At 55.3% G+C, this 20262-nt stretch carries 23 protein-coding genes; 3 read left to right on the forward strand and 20 right to left on the reverse strand.

Annotated features, from left to right (window positions below):
- Window positions 1-35: 35 nt before the first annotated feature.
- A complete protein-coding gene (locus C3432_RS07545; protein ID WP_103776022.1) occupies window positions 36-431 on the forward strand; it encodes a lysozyme inhibitor LprI family protein in 396 nt (131 codons plus the stop codon).
- On the opposite strand, the gene rutR is transcribed toward C3432_RS07545, so the two are convergent.
- The 3 genes from rutR to C3432_RS07560 form a co-directional block, all read right to left on the reverse strand.
- Window positions 428-1066 (reverse strand): HTH-type transcriptional regulator RutR, encoded by a 639-nt coding sequence (gene rutR / locus C3432_RS07550; RefSeq protein WP_103776023.1) that lies wholly within the window; start codon window positions 1064-1066, stop codon window positions 428-430. The genes C3432_RS07545 and rutR overlap by 4 nt on opposite strands.
- Before the next feature lie 58 nt (window positions 1067-1124).
- Window positions 1125-2039, reverse strand: coding sequence for a DMT family transporter (locus C3432_RS07555; protein ID WP_103776024.1), 915 nt, complete (start codon window positions 2037-2039; stop codon window positions 1125-1127).
- 122 nt (window positions 2040-2161) lie between these two features.
- A complete protein-coding gene (locus C3432_RS07560) occupies window positions 2162-2335 on the reverse strand; it encodes a con-10 family general stress protein (RefSeq protein ID WP_103776025.1) in 174 nt (57 codons plus the stop codon).
- Between the two features lie 520 nt (window positions 2336-2855).
- Here C3432_RS07560 and wrbA point away from each other — a divergent pair.
- On the forward strand, window positions 2856-3452 hold the full coding sequence (wrbA, locus tag C3432_RS07565) for an NAD(P)H:quinone oxidoreductase (RefSeq protein ID WP_103776026.1): 597 nt from the start codon (window positions 2856-2858) through the stop codon (window positions 3450-3452).
- A gap of 20 nt (window positions 3453-3472) precedes the next feature.
- Window positions 3473-3700, forward strand: a complete 228-nt coding sequence (locus C3432_RS07570) for a YccJ family protein (RefSeq protein ID WP_103776027.1) — start codon at window positions 3473-3475, stop codon at window positions 3698-3700.
- Between the two features lie 37 nt (window positions 3701-3737).
- Here C3432_RS07570 and agp read toward each other — a convergent pair whose 3' ends face one another.
- The 17 genes from agp to C3432_RS07655 form a co-directional block, all read right to left on the reverse strand.
- Entirely contained in the window at window positions 3738-4979 is a 1242-nt protein-coding gene (gene agp / locus C3432_RS07575) for a bifunctional glucose-1-phosphatase/inositol phosphatase (RefSeq protein WP_103776028.1), read from the reverse strand.
- 87 nt (window positions 4980-5066) lie between these two features.
- A complete protein-coding gene (locus C3432_RS07580) occupies window positions 5067-5774 on the reverse strand; it encodes an ArsR/SmtB family transcription factor (RefSeq protein ID WP_103776029.1) in 708 nt (235 codons plus the stop codon).
- A 66-nt stretch (window positions 5775-5840) separates the two neighbouring features.
- The gene (locus C3432_RS07585) at window positions 5841-6596 is read right to left on the reverse strand and encodes a sulfite exporter TauE/SafE family protein (protein ID WP_103776030.1); all 756 of its coding nucleotides are present in this window, start codon (window positions 6594-6596) and stop codon (window positions 5841-5843) included.
- A 78-nt stretch (window positions 6597-6674) separates the two neighbouring features.
- Window positions 6675-7163: a hypothetical protein gene (locus C3432_RS07590; protein WP_103776031.1), complete on the reverse strand. Its 489-nt coding sequence runs from the start codon at window positions 7161-7163 to the stop codon at window positions 6675-6677.
- 24 nt (window positions 7164-7187) lie between these two features.
- Complete coding sequence (locus tag C3432_RS07595; protein ID WP_146050872.1) at window positions 7188-7673, reverse strand: TlpA family protein disulfide reductase; 486 nt, start codon at window positions 7671-7673, stop codon at window positions 7188-7190.
- Window positions 7660-8355: an ABC transporter ATP-binding protein gene (locus tag C3432_RS07600; RefSeq protein WP_103776033.1), complete on the reverse strand. Its 696-nt coding sequence runs from the start codon at window positions 8353-8355 to the stop codon at window positions 7660-7662. Before C3432_RS07600 ends, C3432_RS07595 begins: the two co-directional genes overlap by 14 nt.
- A 4-nt stretch (window positions 8356-8359) precedes the next feature.
- On the reverse strand, window positions 8360-9490 hold the full coding sequence (locus C3432_RS07605; RefSeq protein WP_146050871.1) for an ABC transporter permease: 1131 nt from the start codon (window positions 9488-9490) through the stop codon (window positions 8360-8362).
- The gene (locus tag C3432_RS07610; RefSeq protein ID WP_103776035.1) at window positions 9480-10763 is read right to left on the reverse strand and encodes an ABC transporter permease; all 1284 of its coding nucleotides are present in this window, start codon (window positions 10761-10763) and stop codon (window positions 9480-9482) included. The genes C3432_RS07605 and C3432_RS07610 overlap by 11 nt, the downstream gene beginning before the upstream one ends.
- Window positions 10764-10765: 2 nt before the next feature.
- Window positions 10766-12145 carry a Fe-S-containing protein gene (locus C3432_RS07615; protein WP_103776036.1) on the reverse strand — a complete coding sequence of 460 codons (1380 nt, stop codon included), beginning with the start codon at window positions 12143-12145 and terminating at the stop codon, window positions 10766-10768.
- A gap of 66 nt (window positions 12146-12211) precedes the next feature.
- Window positions 12212-12739: an iron transporter gene (locus tag C3432_RS07620; protein ID WP_103776037.1), complete on the reverse strand. Its 528-nt coding sequence runs from the start codon at window positions 12737-12739 to the stop codon at window positions 12212-12214.
- 29 nt (window positions 12740-12768) lie between these two features.
- Window positions 12769-14706, reverse strand: a complete 1938-nt coding sequence (locus C3432_RS07625) for an FTR1 family iron permease (RefSeq protein WP_146050870.1) — start codon at window positions 14704-14706, stop codon at window positions 12769-12771.
- A 239-nt stretch (window positions 14707-14945) separates the two neighbouring features.
- A complete protein-coding gene (gene nqrC / locus C3432_RS07630; protein WP_103776039.1) occupies window positions 14946-15716 on the reverse strand; it encodes an NADH:ubiquinone reductase (Na(+)-transporting) subunit C in 771 nt (256 codons plus the stop codon).
- 193 nt (window positions 15717-15909) lie between these two features.
- Window positions 15910-16416: a protein disulfide oxidoreductase gene (locus tag C3432_RS07635; protein ID WP_103776040.1), complete on the reverse strand. Its 507-nt coding sequence runs from the start codon at window positions 16414-16416 to the stop codon at window positions 15910-15912.
- Entirely contained in the window at window positions 16406-17029 is a 624-nt protein-coding gene (locus C3432_RS07640) for a DsbA family protein (RefSeq protein ID WP_103776041.1), read from the reverse strand. The genes C3432_RS07635 and C3432_RS07640 overlap by 11 nt, the downstream gene beginning before the upstream one ends.
- Window positions 17026-18906, reverse strand: coding sequence for a cytochrome c biogenesis protein CcdA (locus C3432_RS07645; protein WP_103776042.1), 1881 nt, complete (start codon window positions 18904-18906; stop codon window positions 17026-17028). The genes C3432_RS07640 and C3432_RS07645 overlap by 4 nt, the downstream gene beginning before the upstream one ends.
- A 48-nt stretch (window positions 18907-18954) precedes the next feature.
- The gene (locus tag C3432_RS07650; protein ID WP_103776940.1) at window positions 18955-19317 is read right to left on the reverse strand and encodes a copper resistance protein; all 363 of its coding nucleotides are present in this window, start codon (window positions 19315-19317) and stop codon (window positions 18955-18957) included.
- Window positions 19318-19414: 97 nt separating this feature from the next.
- The gene (locus tag C3432_RS07655) at window positions 19415-19939 is read right to left on the reverse strand and encodes a helix-turn-helix transcriptional regulator (protein ID WP_258041592.1); all 525 of its coding nucleotides are present in this window, start codon (window positions 19937-19939) and stop codon (window positions 19415-19417) included.
- Window positions 19940-20262 lie beyond the last annotated feature (323 nt).

Raw genomic sequence — 20262 nt, forward strand, 5'->3', positions numbered from 1 at the left:
CCATCCGGCTATTTTTTATGGAGCCAGGGGAAGTTATGAAGCGAATTGTACTCACATGCGCAGCACTGCTGCTAAGTGGCCAGGCGCTGGCCGATGACTGTGCCAACGCCAGCACGCAAACTGAAATGAACACCTGCGCCGCCGCACAGTATCAGGCTGCGGATAAAAAACTTAATGCAACGTATCAGAGCGCATTAAAACGCGCCGCGCCGCCCCAGCGCGAGCTGCTGAAGAAAGCGCAGATCGCGTGGATTGCCCTGCGGGACGCCGACTGTGCGCTCATCAGCTCCGGTACCGAGGGCGGGAGCGTTCAGCCGACGATCGCCAGTCAGTGCATGACGGACAAAACCGATGAGCGGGAAGCGTTCCTGGCCTCGCTATTGCAATGTGAAGAAGGTGATTTGAGCTGTCCGCTGCCGCCAGCCAGCTAACGCACGCGGATCCCTTCAATAATGATCCGTTGCACATTCTCAACGGTCTGGTTAAAAAAGGCTTCATCGCGGAGCGTCGCGCCTGTTACCGCCTCAACCTGAGGAGCAAAATCGGCATAATGCTGTGTTGAAGCCCAAATCATAAAGATCAGATGATGCGGGTCCACCGGCGCCAGTTTTCCGCTGGCCACCCATCCCGCGATCAGCGCCGATTTCTCATCAATAAGCGCGCGAAGATCGCCGGTTAACTCCGCCATCAGTAGCGGCGCGCCTGCCAGCATTTCCATACAAAATAGCCGGGACGCCTGCGGGTAATCACGGGAAACCTCAAGTTTGAGACGGATATACTCTTTGATCGCCACCAGCGGCGCAAAATCCTCGCGAAACGCCTTCAGCGGCGCCAGCCAGATATCAAGGATCTGGCGTAAAACGGCGACGTAGAGCGCCTCTTTAGACGGATAGTAATAGAGCAGATTGGTTTTGGAGACCCCCGCCAGTTCGGCGACCTGCTCCAGACGCGTTCCGTGTATACCAAATTGAGAAAAGGTATTTAATGCGGCGGTTAAGATGGCCTGACGTTTAGCGCTGACGGCCTGTGAACGTTTACCTGTTTTTTTCTCTGCGCGTTGAGCCATGCGCCCTCTCCTTGTCATAAGGGCGCCAGCATAACAAATCATGCGCTGAATGGTTATATTAAAGCGACTCAGGTGGCGCTTCCTGCAGCGCTGCCTTCTTCTTTTTGAACTTCAGCTCGCTGACCAGGACGCCAACGACGATAAACGCCGCCCCGACCAGCGCCAGCCACGGCAGGCGCTCACCAGCCAGACGACCGAAAATCCCTGCCCACACCGGCTCCCCGGTATAAATAACCGTTGCCCGCGTTGGCGAAACGCTGCGCTGCGCCCAGTTCATCGTTACCTGGATAATGGCGCTGAAAATCCCCAGCCCAGACGCAACGACCAGTAACCCCATTGACATTGGCGGAACGGATTCGCCCGCCGGCACCATCGCAATAAACGCCACCAGCGACGCCGTCGCCAGTTGTACCACCGTCACCCTGCGTACATCGACCTTCCCGGCCCAGGCGCTGATAAGGATAATTTCCGCCGCAATCGCCACTGCGCTGACAAGGGTGATCAGTTCCCCCTCGCCGAGCGCCAGTAAATTGTCGCCGGGACCGGCAAGAAAAATCAGCCCGATAAACGCCAGCACAATGCCTGCACAGGACATCAGTCCCGGCATCCGTCCCAGACACAGCCATTGCAGCAGCGGAACCAGCGGCACATACATGGCGGTAATAAAGGCCGATTTACTGCTGGGAATAAACTGTAAACCCCAGGTCTGCAGGCTATAGCCCAGCGCAATGGAGATCCCGATAGCCACCCCCGACTTCACTTCCAGCCACGTCAGCCCGCGCAGGGTACGCAACGATAAGAGCGCCACGGCAAGCGCCGCCATCGCGAAACGTACGCCGACAAAAAAGAACGGACCGCTCATCGTGACCGCATACTGCACGGCCAGAAAAGTCCCGCCCCAAAACATGGTGATCACAATAAGGATCGCCTCCTGGGGTTTTACCGAAAAGGAGTAGCGCGAAAGTAATGACATGAGACACCCGATTAGCCGAATGCCCTTAGTCTGCGTTGCGTTTGGCTACAGTTCAACCTTGCGAGCAAAAAAACCGCCGGAGGATCCGGCGGCGGCGGTGTTCTCAGACAAATCGACAGGCGCTACGACTTGTTACTGCCGTGGCTGCTTTTGCCCCCTTTTTTGCCTGCTTCAGATGCACGCTGCGGATCGTTTTTGAAGTTCCCCCCGCTGTGCTGACCACCTTTACGACCTGCTTCTGATGCTCTTTCGCGGTCTTCCGCAAAGTTTCCGGAACCGCCACGATGGTTTGCCATTACTGACCTCCGTCATTGATTTTACTCGAAATAATTTCAGTTGCAGGTCAACACGGCGGGGTTGTTTGAAACAGCGCCTGTGCTGGACCCGAAGGGGCAAGGCCGAAGGCCGGGTAACAAAGCCTGTACCCCCACAACCTGAAGTATGACGAGTATCGACATCATATTGCATGGATTCAGAGGAGCGAATCTCCTCGCGCAGCGTCAGACTGAACGCATCATTTTCGCTACGTGGAACTAAGCTTAGTGAACTCAGTCAGAACGGCCCGTTAACCGTAATATCCTGCAACAGGTTACTGCATAAAATATTCATCATCCCGTTCGGGGATCAATAAGTCATTCTTATGGTTGATAAAAACCAGCCCACGAAAATGTATCATTTTGCAACAAAGCGCGTTGTTATAAAAATTGTTATAAATCAAAGAAATGACGGTGAAATTTGCACTCTCAGCGGTACGTCATATCTTTATTAGAGGTAGCGAATCGCTACGGGCACGATTAACCCGAGGAGTTGTTTAAAATGGCAAAAGTTCTGGTGCTTTATTATTCCATGTACGGACACATTGAAACGATGGCGCATGCCGTAGCTGAAGGGGCAAATAAAGTGGATGGCGCAGAGGTCATCGTTAAGCGGGTACCGGAAACAATGCCCGCTGAGGTTTTCACCAAAGCGGGCGGTAAAACGCAAAACGCACCTGTCGCCACCCCGCAGGAACTGGCGGATTACGATGCCATTATTTTTGGTACCCCAACCCGCTTTGGCAATATGTCCGGCCAGATGCGTACCTTCCTGGATCAAACGGGTGGCCTGTGGGCTTCCGGCGCGCTGTACGGCAAACTCGCCAGCGTTTTCAGTTCAACGGGGACCGGTGGCGGTCAGGAACAGACCATCACCTCCACATGGACGACGCTCGCCCACCACGGGATGGTGATCGTCCCGATTGGCTATGCCGCACAAGAACTGTTTGATGTTTCACAGGTTCGCGGCGGTACCCCTTACGGCGCGACCACCATTGCCGGCGGCGACGGCTCACGCCAGCCAAGCCAGGAAGAACTCTCAATTGCACGCTATCAGGGCGAATATGTTGCGGGCCTGGCAGTAAAACTTAACGGCTAATCTTCAACAGGAGGACAATCATGCCAACTCAAGAAGCAAAAGTTCATCGCGTCGGTGAATGGGCAAGTCTGCGTAATACGTCGCCAGAAATAGCCGAAGCCATTTTTGAAGTCGCAAATTATGATGAAAAACTGGCGGAACAGATTTGGGAAGAAGGCAGTGATGAAGTGCTAATCAAAGCCTTTGAGAAAACCGATAAAGATTCGCTATTTTGGGGCGAACAGACCATCGAACGTAAAAACGTCTAATCCTCAGGCGCCCCCGCTCACACGGGGGCGCCTCTTTTTATTTCACCGCATCCTTCATCACGCTGTCGAATTTATCCATTGGGCAGAAGCCGTCTGCATCCACCGGACACCCTTGCAGCGCAAGCGTAACGCGCTGGGCCGGTGATTTCAGGGTCAGAACATCGGCGTTTCGCAACTGCTCAGAACTCTGATACACGTACTCTATTTTCATCAGATCGCGGTTGGCTTTGCCGTCATGCCAGCGCTGGAAGACAATCTTACCGCCAATGGGCGTGCGCTCATTCTGGTCGTGCAGCTGATACGGCTTGAAGTCCAGCGCCGTCAGCAGGGACGCAATGTTGGAGTCGTGCCCCACCAGCACGGTGATTTTCGGCGCTTTCGTCCGTTCAGTCACCAGCGTCCGATCGATATATTTCACCAGCGGTTTTGCCACGTTGCGCGCCACCTCAGGGGAGGTGAACAGGCTATCCTGGTAGCCATTTTTCAGCTTCGACAAGACCTTCCACTGCTGATCAGATTTAATTTCCCCCCATGCAACCTGATCCAGCGGGAAGCCTTCGTAGTACTGCAACGTAAATGCATCCACCAGTGAATTCCCCACTTTGAGCGGACCAGACACGCCGGGTTCTTCCTGATACTTCGCGCTGAATGTGTCTTTGGCTTCCGTCAGCGAGCATTGCTGTTTTTCTTTGCAGGACGGAGAATCCTGGTAATGGGTCATCTGCTCAAGCAGTTTATAGCTGTCGTCGAGCTGCATTTTGCCACGCTCTTTTTCCATCGCCTGAACGGCCTGCTGGCTGAATGCGGCGGAATCCTCAGTGATGACCGGATTGAAGGTGGGATCCATGGTGCCCATTTTTGCCTGATGATGCACCGGAACGTCGCACCCCGGGAAAGCGCCGGTAATAAAGAACTGCGCCGTCGCCACCGTTCGTTGCAGGCTATTGGCGTAGGCATAGACCGTATCCGGCGCCGGGCACTCGCCGGACTTCACCATTCCCTGCTCTGCCAGCCATTCCCGCATGTAATGACCCATATAGACTTCGAGTACGCCGCCTTTGGTTGTCAGCTGTCCGCCCGGCACGTCCCACTCTGGCCATGAGTTCGGCGTGGATTGTTCCAGAACGCTGCCGTTATTTGCCAAAGGTGCGCGTAAGTTATGTCGGCTCATCATCAATACTTGCTGGAGCTGATAACCTTCCGGCGCCGTCTGCGCCTGCACGGCGGATGACAACAAAACAACCCCGGCCACCGCGGCGGCGATTAACGATTTTTTCATCCCTACGACCTCTTGTTGTTATCAATTCCTGTAGAGTGTGACAGGAATATGACATTTTTCCGGGAACAGGACCGCAAAACAGGCGATCTACCCTGTGGCGTTAATACCAAATTCAGACCGCAGTTTGCGGATACCGAGCGGCGTAAAAGTAACATGGCGACTCCCCGCTTCAGTTTTTATCCAGCGCAGCGCGGTAAACCCGCTTAGCAGCGCCGCGCCGAGGACACCACCTGAATGGTAGCGTCGCTCGCTCCAGTCCAGACATCCACAGCTAAATTTCCGCCGCGAAGCGATAGCGGTAACAACAATGCCAGCCGCAGCCAATTTTTCCCGCCCCAGCGGGGTCAGCGTTTCCCCATCCGGTGTCAGCCATTGACGGGAAAGCAAAGTATCAAAAAGCATCACCGCCACCTCTCCCGCAAGATGGTCATAACAGGTGCGGGCATGACGCAAATGACGCGGCGTAGTGATTTTTCGCGGCGAAGAGGACATCCACGCCACCCCCATCAGGCACTCCAGCAGTTCTGCGATATCCGCACCCGCCAGGCGAAAATAGCGATGCCGCCCCTGGGCCAGTGAGACGACAAAACGCTGTTCGCACAGCCGCGCCAGATGCGCGCTGGCGGTCGACGCCGACACATCCGCCACCGCGCTGAGTTCCGTTGCTGTCCAGGCTCGCCCGTCCATCAAGGCACACAGCATACGCGAACGCGATTTGTCGGCCATGACCGCTGCGGTAAGCGCCATCCGTGACTCCAGCTCTCCCTCTTCCTCATTCAGCATCACTGACGTCATAAATACCTCTCAGACTTGTTCACCGATTAACGATGACACGAAACCCCGGCAAAGTCACAGGGTGTGCTATGCCGCGCGGAGCACCATTTCCACACCCAGCCCCATCAGACAAAACAGGAAACAGCGTTTAAAAACAAGGGGGGAGATCGCCCGCCGCGCGCGGGTGCCGATCCACTGACCTGCCAGCGCCGGAACGATAGCAAACGCCGATAGCGTCAGCGACTGGACAGGCAGCGCATCATGCCACCATAGCCCGAGCGCTAATGCCAGCGTTGAGACGGTGAAAGAAATACCGAGCGCCTGGACCAGCTCATCTTTTTCAAAGCCTAACGACTGGAGCCACGGTACGGCGGGCATCACAAAAACGCCGGTGCCCCCCGTCAGCAAACCGGTCGCAAAACCCACCGCCAGCGACAGTGGTTTTTCACGCTGCGGATTTACCGGGATCCGTTTTCCCACCAGCGTCCACAGTGCATAGACGATAAGCGCAACACCAAGTGCAATCTGCGTGCGCGTGGTATCCCCGCGGGTGATCCAGACGCTGGCCAGCAGCGTGGCGATCGCCACCGCCAGCAGCATGGGCCAGAGTCGTTTCAACAATCTGCCGGTATTTCCGCCGCCGCCGAACTGAAATAAATTACTCACCAGAGACGGTAAAAGCAGCATTGCCGCAGCCGCAACCGGAGAGATAAGCGACCCGAGGATCCCCATTGCCACCGTCGGCAATCCCATTCCGGTGACGCCTTTCACCATCCCGGCCAGGATAAAGGTTGCGGCAATCATCACGATGTGGGAGGGGCTGAATGCAAAAAGAGAAGCCATAGTTTACTTTCCAGAAACAGAGGAGATCTCATTCTGTAAGCAAACCAGGACGCTTGCTTCGCCGGGCGACGAAATATGCTATTCGGAGATGATGACTTCGTGACGGATATTACGGGCACAATAGAATGTCCCGTCTTTGAGGTAGAGCTCGTGAAAGCGAGTGCTGTCTGAAATATCGTGCAACAGCGACCGTTCGGTATCAATAAACTCTTTCTGTACCCGGTAATGAACGGCATTTTCCGTTTCAAAAGAGACATACTCCCGGGTGGCGTACGGCTTACTTTTCAATTTCACATAGACAATATATTGCACCGTGCTGTAAGTCAGCCCGGTTCGCCTGGCGATCTCCTTCAGACTTAGCGATTCATCAGACTCATACAGTCCCTGAACCAGCTGAATTCGCTGCTGGTTATAAGCTGAAACCCGGAGGCTGAGTTTCTGCCTGTAAGCCATGTTACGCACTACGGTAATGTTAGTGCAGAGCAGCTGCGCAATTTGCCCCGTCGTCAGAACACCGGCGTTTTCACGTAAGAAAGCCAGACTCTCTTCATTCCATATAAATGCCATTGGCGGCTTCTCCCTGCGTCACACTTATTGTGTTGCCAGACGCGCAAACGTCGCCTCTAATTCTGGCGGTTTACGCATTCCCTGATGTAATTCCAGCACCCGGCCCTGCGAATCAATCAGCACCGATGTGGGTGTACCGATCACCTGATAGCGCTCCTGGGTAATCTTTAGCTGATCGCGCAGCACCGGATAGGAAATCGAGTGTTTCTCCAGTAATCCCGCCACATTGACGGTTTCCGGATCGGTATTCACCGCCACCACCACCACTTTATCGCCCCACTTTTTGCTCAGCGATTCCAGGGTGTCCATTTCCGCCAGACAGCCGCTGCAGCCCGCAGACCAGAAGTTCAGGTATACGGCTTTTCCCCGCCAGCGCTCCAGCCCGGACGACCTCCCCTGTAAATCGAACGTCGCCAGCGTCGGTGCGGGTTCGCCAACCGCCAGCTTTTCCTCTTTGCACGCGCTAACCAGAACGGTCATTGAGAGAATAAAAGCGTTAAACCAGCGCATGATGATTTGCCTCCTCGCCCAGATATTTACCGTGCTGCAGACGTAAAATACGATCGGCAAACTGCCCAAGCGCGGGGTTATGGGTCACCATCACAATGGTGCGTCCCTGACGATGCAGGTCGGTGAGCAAATCCAGAACCCGCTGCTCATTTTCTTCATCCAGGTTGCCCGTAGGTTCATCGGCGAAGATCACCGGCGGCTCATTGACCAGCGCCCGGGCAATACAGACGCGCTGCTGCTCGCCGCCGGAAAGCTGGTTCGGCAGGTGGGTCACACGATGTCCCAGGCCAACCTGCTCAAGAACCTTTCGCGCTGCCGCCTCATCCACCACGCTGTGATAGTGCTGCGCCAGCATGATGTTCTCCAGAGCGGTTAAGAAGGGGATCAGATGGAACTGCTGGAAGACCAGACCGATTTTCTCCGCACGAAAACGGCGGCGTCCCTCTTCATCAAGGGCGGCGGCGTCAGTCCCGTCAAGGAACACCTGCCCTTCCGTGGCCGTATCAAGGCAGGTGAGGATATTCATCAGCGTGGTTTTACCGGAGCCGGAAGCCCCCATAATAGCGACGAATTCACCCCGGGCAATCCGCAGGTTAATATCGTCCAGGGCGGTAACGTCACCAAACCGTTTATATAAGTGGCGTGTTTCGATCGCCACCTGAGGGATCTGCGTCACGGACATGGCGCTACTCTCCTTTCAGCACTTTAGCGGGTTCGACGCTGACCGCACGCCGCACCGGAACAATCGCCGCCAGGATGGCGACCAGTAAAGACAACACCAGGGTGATGGGCAGCACCGGCAGACGCAGCGAAATCGCCGCATTGAACACGGTCAGCCCCAGCAGCTGAGCCAGCAAATAGCCCAATACCCAGCCGCATACCACCGCGGCCAGCGCGATGATGCAGGTTTCAAGCAGAATTTGCCGCACAATATCCCCATTGCTGGCACCGAGGGCTTTTTGCAGGGCAAACTCACGGGCGCGCTCACCGACAATCGCCATCAGCGTGGTATTAACACACAACGAAGAGAGCGCAAGGATCACAATGGAGACCAGTCCCATCAGACCTTTGATCTTCTCCAGCACCTGCCCTTCAGAAGCGGAAACCTTGCGTACCGGGCGGATCTCCAGATCCGGATACTGGCTTTGCAACCGGCTGGCATAGCTTTCCACCTGACCGACATCGTTACTGACGCTCAGTAAACCGTGGCTGATTTTCCCCGGCTGATGCAGCCACGCCTGCGCCACGTCAAGGCTGACAATCAGCATGTTGTCTGTCGCATCGCCTGCTTCGACGATGCCTTTAATTTGCAGATTTTTACGCTGGTTACCCTCCACGAGGGTAAGGCTGTCGCCGGGCTGAACGCTCAGGCGTTCGGCCAGCTTGACGCCAATCATCGCATTGCGATCGTCAAAGCTGACGCCAATCCAGCTCCCCTGCACCTGCCAGTACGGCACCAGTTTCTGTAGCGACTCAAACCACATGCCGACGAGCACCACCTTTTCCAGTTCGGTGCGCGCCATACCGTACAGCCAGGGGCTGGCTCCGTGTACCAGACCTTGCGGCGCCTGATCCAGAATCGTTTGCAGCTCCTGCTGCGACATACTGGAACCGTGGCCCGGCCCGATGTAGAAATTCGCGCCAAAGGTGCGCAGTTCTTCACTCATTTTGGTATTGATATCAAACCACACCGCACTGAGCGCGGTCACGATAGTCGCCCCCACCATCAGCGCGGCAAACACCACGCTAACCCGCTGAAAGCGCAGGCGCAGCGCCCGCCACACCAGCAGCCAGATCATTGCGCGTTTAGCGGCCATACAGCACCTCCACAGGATAGAGGCGGGCAATGCGTCGCGCCGGGAACCAGGTGCCGATCAGGGCAATGAAGATCGCAATCACCAGCACGCAGGGCACCACAATCCAGGCAAAATCCAGCGGCGCATCGAAAAGCATCACGCCAATCGCTTTCGCCAGCCCCCATCCGGCGACGCATCCCAGCGCTCCCCCGGCCAGACCGCTGGAGGCGGCCTCCAGATAAAACAGCAGCATAATCTGCCACTGGTGCGCCCCCAGCGCCTTCATCAGACCAATCTCTTTAGCACGCTCCATAATGGTACTGGTCATCAGTGAGGCAATGCCCATCGCCGAGGCCACCAGCGCGGCAACGGTGATCACCGCCATCAGCAGCTGAATCTTATCGATCACCACCCCTTCAGAGGCGGCCACCTGCCATACGGGACGAACCTCCGCCCCGGAGATGGCCTCCTCCAGCTGATGGGCAATTGAGGAAACATAGGCGGTGCAATACCAGAGGTCATACTCTTCGGCATTGAGCGCCTCCAGGTTTTCGCGGGCGCGGCGCGAAAGCTCATTTTCCGGCACCGTCAGCGCGGAAACGCGAATCGCCTGTACTTTGCCGGGCAGCCCCAGCAGCTTCTGCGCGACGTTTAACGGCATCACCAGCTGGCTGTCTTCCTCTCCGCCGCTGGAGAGGATCCCGCTGACGGTGACACTCAGCGTGGCGTTTTCGCTCTGTAATGTCAGCGTGTCGCCCGCCTTCCAGCCCGTCTGGCGGGCCAGAGCATGTCCCACCAGCGTTTGCACAGTACTGTTCCCGCCTTCCTGCGGCCAGTCGCCGATCACCTGCCAGAACGGACTCACCGTTTTATGTCCCGTTTCATAGCCTTCTTCGTCGGGAATATCCACCGGCTGGCTGAAGAAGGTGCCCAGAATACGCACCTCTTTACCGTCAACATTCACCTCGCCGCCAAGCATCGGGGCGAAGCCAACAATGTTGTTGCGCCAGAAAATGTCCTTGATGTTCGGCAGCTCCGCTTCGTCCAGAAAATCCTGTCCCGAAAGCGGATTGCTGCTTTCGCTGAACAGTGCGGGCAGCGCCGCCTGTCCGGCGGGTTCAATTAAAATATTCGCCCCGTAGGATTTCAGCTCTCTGGACATTTTATCGCCGATATCAATGGAGACCGCCAGCAGCGCAGAAATCAGGCTGGAGGCGAGAAACACCGTCACTATCGCCAGCCCCTTGCGCCGCAGGTTGCGTCCCCATGACTGGCGTAACATTCGCCACAGCATCGTTACTCCTCCCTCAGTTTGGCAGGGACAAACTGCTCCGGCGTTTTACGGAAGCGGTCATAGTTTGCTTCTGACGAGAAGAACCAGGTCTTACCGCCATAGCTGTATTTGTAGTCCGCAGAGGTATTGGTGAGCGAGGAGCCATCAACCGGATCGGTAACCTTAATGGTCATCACCGTCGAGAAATAGTTCACGCCAGCCACCAGCTCTTTGCCTGGGATCACCAATTCATGCTCGTCGTTATGCCAGTTTTCAATCGGCACCGGGTTACAACCGCCAGGTTTGCCAATTGACGGGATAAAGATATGCACCTCGCAGGCCACGCAGATAACCTGATTACCTTCCATCACGTAACCCTGATCGCCGCACAGCAGGCAGGCGTCAAACACCACGCCAAAACGCAGTTTGTCGGGATAACGGTTTATCACGAAAAAGCGCACCGCTTTGCCATCGTCCGCCACCCAGACAAACCGGTGCAGCTTGCCATCACGCAGTGGTTCAACCGGCAAATGCACGCTGCCATCGCTGGCAAGCTGAACCGGAATGGCTTCCGAAAGCTGCGGAGGCCGGGAGGCGACGTTGTCCCACCACAGCTGCCCGACCATCACCACGACAGCACACCCCAGCGTCACCAGCCACAGCCGGAACGTATTCCGCCACTGCGCCAGCGCCAGTCGATGGGCAATCGGTTCATTCTCTTCGCGCGTCTGACGGCGTGCGCTCAGGAGCGCCGGTAACCAGCACAGCGCCAGAATCAGCAGCAGCCCCGCCCCCACCCAGTTATACAGCGCCGCGTTATTGGTCACCTTCGCCACAAAACTTAGCAGGGATTTCTCCAGCGGCAATACCTGGAGCTTCATCAGCAGCAACAGCAGATTGCCGCTTAACGGCAGCCACAGCATAACCATCAGGAGAAGAGTGACAGGCCAGAACAGTCTGCGGATCCGGCGCAGCAGCATGGCGCAAAGCACCCCTGCCAGGCACAGTATCGCGAAGGCCAGCACCACCGCGGTCAAATTCAGGAGCAGTTCGGTGTTCAGCACATGGGTGCGGGTTAAGCCGCCAAGGTTAGGGTCGCGCGCCCAGTGATACGCCGCGCCGAAGACCAGAATGCCCTGCCACAGGGAGCGGACACGGTTTCCTGCCCACCAGAAGCTGAGTACAAACAGTAGCGTCGCCATGACTTCCGTGCCGACAAACAGCAGTTGTACCGGCAGGGAACCCCGGAGATTAAGCCCTGTCAGCACGCCAGCAACCAGCCCCAACAGCAAAGTCCAGACCAGCGAACGTAATGCGGGGGGATCGTTTCGACTCCAGAGAACTCCGGAGAGCAGCGCAATGCAGAAAAAGACCTGTAGCGTGGTGACGAAAAAGTAACTCATGACTTCGACTCAGAACGGCGGATTGAATAAGCCGGGACGATTAATCATCCCGGCACATCGGAATGCTTAGTTCAGACCGACGTATTTAAATTCGTAGCTCACATCGAACGGCTTCCACCAGCGGCCCACGCCGGTATCGCTGTCGGTATGACGGTGCATGCCCGCTTTTGACGGCGGCTCAATGTGATAGGTCACTTTGTAGTTGCCCACCCCCATCATTTTGATGTTCGCGCCGTAGTGAGGACCGTCGCTGGCCACCATCGGCATGAAGGTCCCTTCCTGTTTTTCACCGGTATCGCTGTTGACCAGGGTGTAGCTGATGGTCAGATACGGGATCCACTCACCGGCGCCAAAGCCGTTTTTACTGCCTTCCACCGCATGGATATCCGCCTCGAGGTGAATATCGGCTTTTGCAGCCGGTAAACCCATGCCGCGAGGCTCCATATCGATCGGCTGGAGATAAACGGCCGCCAGCTCCATTTCATTCATCACAACAGGCTCACCTGCCGGATACTCTTTGAAAGCAAATGCCGCCGGAGCGGTGAAAATTCCGGCCATCACTGCGCTGGCAAACAGGGTTTTCTTCATGGTCATCAGACATATCCTCTCGTCTAAAATCGCAACTACGGATTATTTTTAATCGTTTCCCCAGGAACGGCGCTTTTCCGCCGCATCACCCACAGCGCGACCAGCGCGGCGAGCAGCAATACGGCCTGCGGCAATAGCGTTTCCATATAGGGATAAATTCCCAGCCAGCTGATTTCAGGAAAGCCGTTAAGCAGCGTAGGCTGGAACAATTTGCCTTCCACCAGTTCCAGTACCCCTTTGCCTGCAAACACGAAGGCCATCAGGTACATGAAGCTGCCGGTAAACATAAAGAAGGGTTTCAGCGGCAGACGTACCACCGAGTAGCGCATGATTAGCCAGGCCGCCAGCAGCACGACGCAGCCGATAACAAAACCAGCGCCAATCGCCATATGCCCGGCGACATCTTTCGCATCGCCGATCAGGGCGTAATAAAACAGCACGGTTTCCGCCCCCTCGCGATACACCGCGAGGAAGCTGGTCAGCCACAGCCCAACCAGCGAACCGCGGGAGAGTGAATGAGAGAGTTTGCCTTCGAGCCAGGCCTTCCAGTGTCGGGCTTCGACTTTGGAGAGCAGCCAGTAACTCATAAAGAACAGCATCACCATGGCAATCAGCATCGTCACGCCTTCCAGCAGCTCGCGACTGGCACCGGAGTTGGTGAACAGCAGCTGGAAGATAGCCGCTGTAATCACGCTGGCGATCAGGGCGGCAATCACCGACTGACGAATGAGCGGCAGCTTATCCTGATGATTGTTTTTCACCATGTAGGCGACGATCGCCGCCACGATCAGCAGGGCTTCCAGCCCCTCACGCACGATGATCATCAGGCTATAGAGCAGCAAGCTCCACTGCGTCTCTTCCCCTTCACCAAGCATCGTCACCGCGTTTTGCAGATCCTGCGCCAGGGCATCGGCTTCCGCATTCAGCCTTTCTACCGGCTGCCCGGCCTTCATCAGGCTAACCAGACGCGTAAAATAGGCCTCCAGCGTGGTTTTAAACGCCGGGTTGCGAGAGCCGATTTTGTTTTCCATGCCGCTGGCTTCGAAGCGATCGAAGTAGCTGTCCTGAACGTCCAGAATGGCACTCTGGGCATCACCGCCCTGATAACGGGTAATGGCGGCCTGAATGCTCTGGTTGATGCCGCTTGCCACCTCCGCCCAGTTGGTTCGGACATTCGCCTCTTCTGCCGCTGGATGACTTCCCGCACTTTGCGGGGCAGTAATTTGCTGATCGTCACGGGTTGTCGGCAGTCCAGGCAGAATATCCTCAATGTCCTGCAACAGCGTGGTGACCTGATAAGCAACATCGTTGAGACGTTCCGGCTGTGCGGTCAAAGCAATCAGTGCCGAAAATTGTTGGTTAATGGCCGCGGCGTCTTTGGCGGAACGGTTTTGCCTGACCGACATTTCCATTTCAGAGTTTTTAAAACCCTGATAGTGCGCCTGCTGAACATGTTGGCTGGCGGTGGTAAAGTTTCCGGCCTGGTAATCACTCACCGCCCGGGCGAGCAGATCGTCGATGATGCGGAAACTCTCCTGCCAGTGCAGGGCGATATCCGTTCGGGAAAGAGCACTGTGTTGCTCCTCGGCAACCAGCCGATGCCCACCGTCCAGCACCGGTTCAACTTCACGCAGCGACGCCTTCAGCCAGTCGATTTTAGCCTGCACTTCGGAGAGTGATTTTTTATCGCCAATCATTCGGCGGATCTCGCCAAAGGCGCTCTCCATCTCGTAGCTTTTGCTGGCGGAAATGTTGATGCGGATTGGCCCTTCCAGGTTTTCGAATACCTCGAAGTAGGCCATTTGTACCGTTCGGCGCGCCTCGTCGGTGCGCTGTTGCGAGTAGAGTTCTGCCGTTTTATCAAGGCGTTGTTCAATGTCATCAATGAACGGGGCATGGTACGTCGCCCATACGCTAACGCTCACGAACAGGCTGCACACAAAAACAAGCAGAGACAGACAGGACTTACGCACGGCACGCACCCAATAATACAAATGATAATTATTATCATTATCTATCTTTGCGTCATTTGTACATGACATGGATCATAAAAATGTCAACAAATGACAGATTATGTAAATTTGTTTCATTGAAATGTGATGCGCATGGAATTGCGCTGCCGCAAAAAATTAATTTTGCAACAACGCAAGGGAAATGGCGGCAGCATACTCGCCGACACGGAGGATATTACCGGCGAGTATACAGAATGAGGTTATGGGGAAATCAGCGTTGATGCGTTAAGTATATTAGGGTCGTGAGCCAGTCGTTGCAGAAAATGTCCGTAACCCTGTTCCCCCATCCAGTAGTTAATACTCTTTTCTACTCCGATTGAGGTTAGCGTCGCGCCTGAAATACCGTCAATGGTATTTTCATCAGGATCGGCTGATTTTCCCTGAACTATTTTCAGTGACGGTTTGCCATTATTATCGAGCAATATCTTACCCGGCCACTGTTTCCGCCAGTTCTCATCTTCCACTCTTGCCCCCAAAAATGGCGTTTCTCGCTGCTGGTAGTAATAGAGATTTTTGACCGTACGCCCATCCAGTCCCAGAGCCAGGAAGGCGTGCATCATCGACTTCGCTCCCTTCCCCGAAACAGGAATTATAATACTTTGAATTTTATCATTTTTATCTTTTGCGAAATAAATATCCGCGAGCGGGCAGCGTTGACGAATCTGTGCTGGATCGTGTTCCGGAGAAAGCGTCTTGCATCCCTCCCCCACGCGATTATCCGTCACAAACTCACCTGAATCTAAATTAACTTTACGTGCAATAATAGAGCGCTGATACATTTTTTCTATTGACTGCTTATCCTTCAGCTCCGTTTTCAGTAAACCGGCGGCGTGCACAATTGCCGCATGTTTATCCTCTCCGGACGGCTCCGTCATTTCGCCCTGATATAGCACAAACCAGGCGATAGCGATAAAAAAAACAAGAACACAAAACACCATCATTGATACAACAATAATTTTACCCTTGCGCATTTTACTTTAATCCCTGTCAAAAAAACCTCATTAACATATTAAGATATGCCATCACCTGTCAGGAATTGCAACCACAAGGCATGGCAAAATATATAAAAACGCGGCGTTCAAACCTGAATTAAATATCAGAAAAAGATGTGTTTACTGTTATTTTCCCCGCACAATAAAAAACCGGGTTTCCCCGGCGTTTTATTCAAAACGTTCTTGCCCACCACAGGCGGAGTTTCATTCCCCAGTAGCTGGTCCAGCCGCTGGTTGTGGAAATCACCTGTCCCTTCGACACCACCACCAGCGTTGGCGTTACGTTGATCGCCCAACTGCGTGAGAGCGCGCCGCTGGCGTCATTGACTACCGGGAAAACCACGCCTTTACGCGCCAGCCCGTGCATTACCGTTTGTGCATCGCCGGAGCGCAGGGCGATAGTCATCACGTTTTCGCCTTCCGCGTGCAATCGCGCCACATCCGGCGTCGTAAACCGACAAATACCGCACCAGCTTGCCCAGAAATAGAGCAGGACGGGCCTCTCTTCGCTGAGCGACGCCAGCGTAACCGTTTCCCCGTCAAGGGTCGGCAGCGCCGTGCTGCCGAAGGCGGGCGGTACCTGCGGCGCGCGCCAGGCATCCATCAGGATCGCCCCCCCCGCCAGCAGAACCAGCAAGATCAGCCCTTCGCGCAGCCAGCGTCGTAGTTTACTGACCATTCGCCACCGCCCGTTTTTCTTTGACCACCGCTTCCAGTACCTCCCAGGAAACCGCGCCGGGGATCAGTTCATCGCCAATAATCGTCGCTGGCGTTCCCTGCACGCCAACCAGACGCGCAAGTTGCAGATTGGTGCTCAGAGTTTCCATGCTCTTATCATCCAGCGTAACCGCCGCCACGCCCGACTTCTCCTGCGCCTGCTTAATACTCGCGGCGGTGTGGTACCCCTTTTTCTGCATCAGTTTTTTATGCAGTCCGGGGAACTGCCGGGGATGTTCACGCCAGGTGGTCAACGCCGTGCGGGCTGACAGCACGGAGCTTTCTCCTTTAAACGGCAGCGGCTTAATGATTACCGCAACGTCCGGATACTTCTGCACAATTTTTTCCAGCATCGGGTCAAGCTGCTTGCAGTACGGGCAGTTGTAATCGGTAAAATTAATCAGCGTCAGTTTTGCCTGCTTCGCTCCAATACGCGGGCTGGCGGGATCGTGAAACAGCGCCTGCTGAATCAGCGCTTCAATTTGTTTTTCCTGCTCCGGCGTGAAAGGCGCAGTCTCTTGCGCCAGACTTACGGCAGAAAACAGGGTGAACACCAGCGCAATCAGGGTTTTCATGGCATAACTCCTTTGGTATCCGTCAACGTTTGCAACACCGCATCAGTGGTCAACAACGTCGGCAACGCCTGGCCTTCCGGTAAACCGGGACCGTAAATTTGGTTATACGGCACAGCGACCTGGCCGCGTTTTTTCAGAAAATCGGTGATGGCGTCAGAAGGCAGCGTCCAGTCGCCACGTAGCGCCACGATGTCAGATTGTTGCAGCGCAGCCTGAACCTCTTCTTTATGCAACACGTTGTATTTGTTCACCTTACAGGTAATACACCAGTCTGCCGTGACGTCGATAAAAACACGCTTATGCTGCGCAAGCGCGTCCGCAATCGCGCGATCGCTCAGCGGCTGCCAGTTCACGCTTTCCTTCGCCAGCGTTTGGGTTGAGAAGCCAAAGTGCGGCAGCAGCAGGGTCGCCAGCCAGATAGCGGAACCGAGCATCATCAGACCTAACAGACGGCGCAAGGTATTCATCCAGCGACCAGGACGCGGTAAGCGCAGGGCAAGACCGGGACGCAACGCCACCAGCAGCCAGGGCAGGCTCATCCCCAGACCGAGCGCCAGGAACAGCCCCCAAAGCGTCGGTAGAGAAGCAGTGAGCGCCACGGCAACCGCAGTACCGAGGAACGGTGCGCTGCACGGCGTGGCCAGCAGGGTGGCAAACGCCCCCTGCCAGAAATGCCCTGACAGGCCGTTGCCGCCACGGGTGGCAAGCTGAGTGGTCATCTTCGATGACAGACGAAACTCGAACAGGCCAAACAGATTGGCGCTGAAAACCAGCATCACCAGCACCATAAAGCCAATGAACCACGGATTCTGGAACTGGATCCCCCAGCCAGACGCCTGGTGGGTCAACCGCAGCAGGGTCATCAGCAACGCCAGCGCCATAAAGGAGACCAGAATGCCACTCACGGAGACCAGAAACTGACGGCGGATCTGTCGGCGATTCTTCTCCTCCACCAGTAAGATCGAACCAAGCTTCATCCCCAGCACCGGCAGCACGCACGGCATGAGATTGAGGATCACGCCCCCCGCCAGCGCCATCAGCACCACCTGCCAGAGCGGCAGGTCCGTATGCTGCGCGGACGACGCAGCCGCCACCGTAACCTGACTTTCCTGCGCCATGCCATTATCTGCCAGCACCAGCGTGAGCGACTTACCGTGTATATCCGGGGCGCCCTCCCCCCAACCGTCATGAACCGGCACCGTTGCCAGAAGCATTTCGCCTTCAACACGAATCTGCGGCTTACCGAAGTCCACCTCGTCAAGGGCATCGAGATACAACTCCGGCGCCGACCAGCCTCCTGTACGCCGCGCCTCCACAACCAGTTCACCCGCCCGGGCGCTGGCGTTCAGCGAATCCGTCACCCCCTGCGCCAGCGGCACCTGGCCCATCGCCTGGGCATAGTCATGCGCAAAATCCGCATCCTGACGGGAAGGCGTCAGCGAAAAGGGAAAATCGGTAAGCAGGCAGACGGTGCTACAGGTGGAAAGCGTCAGCACGCCCGCAATGGTGGCGGGAGATGGACCGCGAACCACCAGCGGAAGAGTGACACGATCGTGATAACCCTGAGTTGTGATATTCGCCACCTCAAAGCGGGCAGGCGTCGGCCAGAACCACTCCACCTCTGGCATCTCATTGTGCCAGGCAATGGAGGGCGCAACGCCGCCTTCTCCCGGTGAGCGCCAGTAGGTTTTCCAGCCCTTCTCCAGCCTGATATCCAGCAGCAGGCGCGTTTCGCCCTGAGCTGAAGTATCCGCACGAAGTCTCACGCTGGCATGGTCGTTATCGGGAGATCGCAACCAGCCGCTTTCTGCCGCCCATGCCGTAGGCAGCCAAAGTAATAACAGGCAGCAGACCGTCTGCCTGAGAATAAGCATCATAATTTTTCTCCATCAATGATTAACTAACTGTCGATTGCAGTCGGTCTGTCATTCACGGAAAACGCAGAAACGGAGGTGTACCCGCAGCGTGGGCGGCGAGATGGCTCGCGGAGGAAAGAAAGGTAGCCGCATCGCCCGCATTGGGGCCAGCAGCGTCAGCAACAGGCAAAGTGCGAGAATCGCCCCTTCAAACAGCACCGGTGGCGCGGCTAACAGCGATTTGGCGCTAAGTTCACAGGGGGTTACCGGAGAGGCATCATCCGTTGAGGTGGCTGACGTTTGGGCAACAAGCGTCGTGGCTGTCTCTGTCTGTAAGGCGTGCAAACCCGCCATGCGCTGGGCGGTACAAACCATCACCACAACACATGCCAGACACAGAAACCACCATCCCAACCGTTGTTGTTTCGCCATCAGCGCCTCATTCATTGACGCGAGCTATGATAGCCACTGACGCATTTTACGCAACCTTTGCGCTGTAAAGTTATGTCGGAGGTGAGAGGGGCGGGTGTTACAGAGCGGCGGCATGACAATGATACCCCGCCGCGTGGGGGGTTGACTGATACGCCCGGTATAATGCGCAAAGTTCCAGTATGCTTTTCGTTCCCGTCCGTTTCATTAACCCACTTCGCTGAACGCTGATAGTGACCGGGCTCACGCCGCGGATACGGGCGATTTCATCAATAGAGTGACCTCGTAAGGTTAACTGCATAATCTGCTGTTCAGCGCGAGTAAACTTAAAGTGATTCTGAGCGTGACTGCCGGGCGCATTTTGCCTGCGCAGCATCTCCATCACCGCCAGCGTCTGACGTAGTTCACTCAGGGTTAAATGTTCTGCCACACAAAGCGTTGTCAGCTCAGAAGACAAACGGTTCAGCAGGTCATAGTGACGCTTTGCAGAGATAAAAATGGCGAAATCTGTCGGAGGATGTAGCGTCAGACACGTGAATATTTCCGCAGGATCCATGCCGGCCATGACATAAAGACAGAGTGATAATGGCGAGGATTGTTCACGATACTCCATCTGCTTTATCATTTCTTTAACACCATAAATAAAGAATTGGTCCTTCCCGTAAACATTCATATCGTCCCCATAGATAAACAGACTCCTGGATCCTCATTTAATATTGAGAATCATTTTTATTTTTCTGGCATAGCTCATTTTACTGTAATGTCGTCTCTGATAATCCAGGAAAATATTTAAGACAAAATAAAGCAAATCTTCCCTCTGTAAAAACCAAACCACGAAAATGACCAACCGCACCCCAAAAACCCTCCCCTGAGGAACTAAGAATATCTTTAAAAATATCAAAAATAAGATTCACCGGTTAAATAAAAATATGAGATCAACCACTCAAA

The sequence above is a fragment of the Citrobacter amalonaticus genome, from assembly GCF_002918555.1.
Taxonomy (GTDB): domain Bacteria; phylum Pseudomonadota; class Gammaproteobacteria; order Enterobacterales; family Enterobacteriaceae; genus Citrobacter_C; species Citrobacter_C amalonaticus_A.

What these genes read in the sequence shown, in the direction of transcription:
- C3432_RS07605 (WP_146050871.1), bottom strand. Translation starts at nt 9,490, where the DNA reads ATGGCCGCTAAACGCGCAATGATCTGGCTGCTGGTGTGGCGGGCGCTG.
- C3432_RS07560 (WP_103776025.1), bottom strand. Translation starts at nt 2,335, where the DNA reads ATGGCAAACCATCGTGGCGGTTCCGGAAACTTTGCGGAAGACCGCGAA.
- C3432_RS07600 (WP_103776033.1), bottom strand. Translation starts at nt 8,355, where the DNA reads ATGTCCGTGACGCAGATCCCTCAGGTGGCGATCGAAACACGCCACTTA.
- C3432_RS07635 (WP_103776040.1), bottom strand. Translation starts at nt 16,416, where the DNA reads ATGGTCAGTAAACTACGACGCTGGCTGCGCGAAGGGCTGATCTTGCTG.
- C3432_RS07650 (WP_103776940.1), bottom strand. Translation starts at nt 19,317, where the DNA reads ATGGCGAAACAACAACGGTTGGGATGGTGGTTTCTGTGTCTGGCATGT.
- nqrC (WP_103776039.1), bottom strand. Translation starts at nt 15,716, where the DNA reads ATGCGCAAGGGTAAAATTATTGTTGTATCAATGATGGTGTTTTGTGTT.
- C3432_RS07585 (WP_103776030.1), bottom strand. Translation starts at nt 6,596, where the DNA reads ATGGCTTCTCTTTTTGCATTCAGCCCCTCCCACATCGTGATGATTGCC.
- C3432_RS07580 (WP_103776029.1), bottom strand. Translation starts at nt 5,774, where the DNA reads ATGACGTCAGTGATGCTGAATGAGGAAGAGGGAGAGCTGGAGTCACGG.
- C3432_RS07555 (WP_103776024.1), bottom strand. Translation starts at nt 2,039, where the DNA reads ATGTCATTACTTTCGCGCTACTCCTTTTCGGTAAAACCCCAGGAGGCG.
- C3432_RS07655 (WP_258041592.1), bottom strand. Translation starts at nt 19,939, where the DNA reads ATGATAAAGCAGATGGAGTATCGTGAACAATCCTCGCCATTATCACTC.
- wrbA (WP_103776026.1), top strand. Translation starts at nt 2,856, where the DNA reads ATGGCAAAAGTTCTGGTGCTTTATTATTCCATGTACGGACACATTGAA.
- agp (WP_103776028.1), bottom strand. Translation starts at nt 4,979, where the DNA reads ATGAAAAAATCGTTAATCGCCGCCGCGGTGGCCGGGGTTGTTTTGTTG.
- C3432_RS07610 (WP_103776035.1), bottom strand. Translation starts at nt 10,763, where the DNA reads ATGCTGTGGCGAATGTTACGCCAGTCATGGGGACGCAACCTGCGGCGC.
- C3432_RS07545 (WP_103776022.1), top strand. Translation starts at nt 36, where the DNA reads ATGAAGCGAATTGTACTCACATGCGCAGCACTGCTGCTAAGTGGCCAG.
- C3432_RS07645 (WP_103776042.1), bottom strand. Translation starts at nt 18,906, where the DNA reads ATGATGCTTATTCTCAGGCAGACGGTCTGCTGCCTGTTATTACTTTGG.
- C3432_RS07620 (WP_103776037.1), bottom strand. Translation starts at nt 12,739, where the DNA reads ATGACCATGAAGAAAACCCTGTTTGCCAGCGCAGTGATGGCCGGAATT.
- C3432_RS07595 (WP_146050872.1), bottom strand. Translation starts at nt 7,673, where the DNA reads ATGCGCTGGTTTAACGCTTTTATTCTCTCAATGACCGTTCTGGTTAGC.
- rutR (WP_103776023.1), bottom strand. Translation starts at nt 1,066, where the DNA reads ATGGCTCAACGCGCAGAGAAAAAAACAGGTAAACGTTCACAGGCCGTC.
- C3432_RS07615 (WP_103776036.1), bottom strand. Translation starts at nt 12,145, where the DNA reads ATGAGTTACTTTTTCGTCACCACGCTACAGGTCTTTTTCTGCATTGCG.
- C3432_RS07640 (WP_103776041.1), bottom strand. Translation starts at nt 17,029, where the DNA reads ATGAAAACCCTGATTGCGCTGGTGTTCACCCTGTTTTCTGCCGTAAGT.
- C3432_RS07590 (WP_103776031.1), bottom strand. Translation starts at nt 7,163, where the DNA reads ATGGCATTTATATGGAATGAAGAGAGTCTGGCTTTCTTACGTGAAAAC.
- C3432_RS07570 (WP_103776027.1), top strand. Translation starts at nt 3,473, where the DNA reads ATGCCAACTCAAGAAGCAAAAGTTCATCGCGTCGGTGAATGGGCAAGT.